The organism is Streptomyces sp. NPDC028331, from assembly GCF_055565775.1.
The window spans coordinates 1-1,051 of record NZ_JBVHTR010000058.1 but is presented as its reverse complement, the minus strand read 5'-3'; the positions used below and the strand labels follow the sequence as shown (position 1 = coordinate 1,051).

Genomic DNA, 1,051 nt, shown 5'->3' with positions numbered 1-1,051 from the left:
TCTCGTGACTGCGTGCCTTTTGAAGAATGAGCCTGCGAGTTTGCGGTGTGTTGCGAGGTTAACCCGTGTGGGGTAGCCGTAGCGAAAGCGAGTCCGAAGAGGGCGTTTGAGTAGCACGCTCAAGACCCGAAGCGGAGTGATCTAGCCATGGGCAGGTTGAAGCGGAGGTAAGACTTCGTGGAGGACCGAACCCACCAGGGTTGAAAACCTGGGGGATGACCTGTGGTTAGGGGTGAAAGGCCAATCAAACTCCGTGATAGCTGGTTCTCCCCGAAATGCATTTAGGTGCAGCGTCGTGTGTTTCTTGCCGGAGGTAGAGCACTGGATAGGCGATGGGCCCTACCGGGTTACTGACCTTAGCCAAACTCCGAATGCCGGTAAGTGAGAGCGCGGCAGTGAGACTGTGGGGGATAAGCTCCATGGTCGAGAGGGAAACAGCCCAGAGCATCGACTAAGGCCCCTAAGCGTACGCTAAGTGGGAAAGGATGTGGAGTCGCACAGACAACCAGGAGGTTGGCTTAGAAGCAGCCACCCTTGAAAGAGTGCGTAATAGCTCACTGGTCTAGTGATTCCGCGCCGACAATGTAGCGGGGCTCAAGCGTACCGCCGAAGTCGTGTCATTGCAGCATAACGGCCAACGCCGGCTGTGATGGGTAGGGGAGCGTCGTCTGCCGGGTGAAGCAGCGCCGGAAGGTAGTTGTGGACGGTTGACGAGTGAGAATGCAGGCATGAGTAGCGATTCACACGTGAGAAACGTGTGCGCCGATTGACTAAGGGTTCCTGGGTCAAGCTGATCTGCCCAGGGTAAGTCGGGACCTAAGGCGAGGCCGACAGGCGTAGTCGATGGATAACCGGTTGATATTCCGGTACCCGCTGTGAAGCGTCAAACATCGAATCCAGTGATGCTAAGCCCGTGAAGCCGCCGCTTGCCGTCTTTGACGTCGAGCGGAGTGGTGGAGCCGGTGACCCGAGCTGGTAGTAGGTGAGTGATGGGGTGACGCAGGAAGGTAGTCCATCCCGGGCGGTGGTTGTCCCGGGGTAAGGGTGTAGG

The 1,051-nt window shown here is 57.7% G+C and carries 1 rRNA gene; it reads left to right on the top strand.

The features are described 5' to 3' along the window. Positions 1 to 1,051: ribosomal RNA gene (locus tag ACZ4SW_RS37050) — 23S ribosomal RNA — on the top strand; the annotation flags it as partial.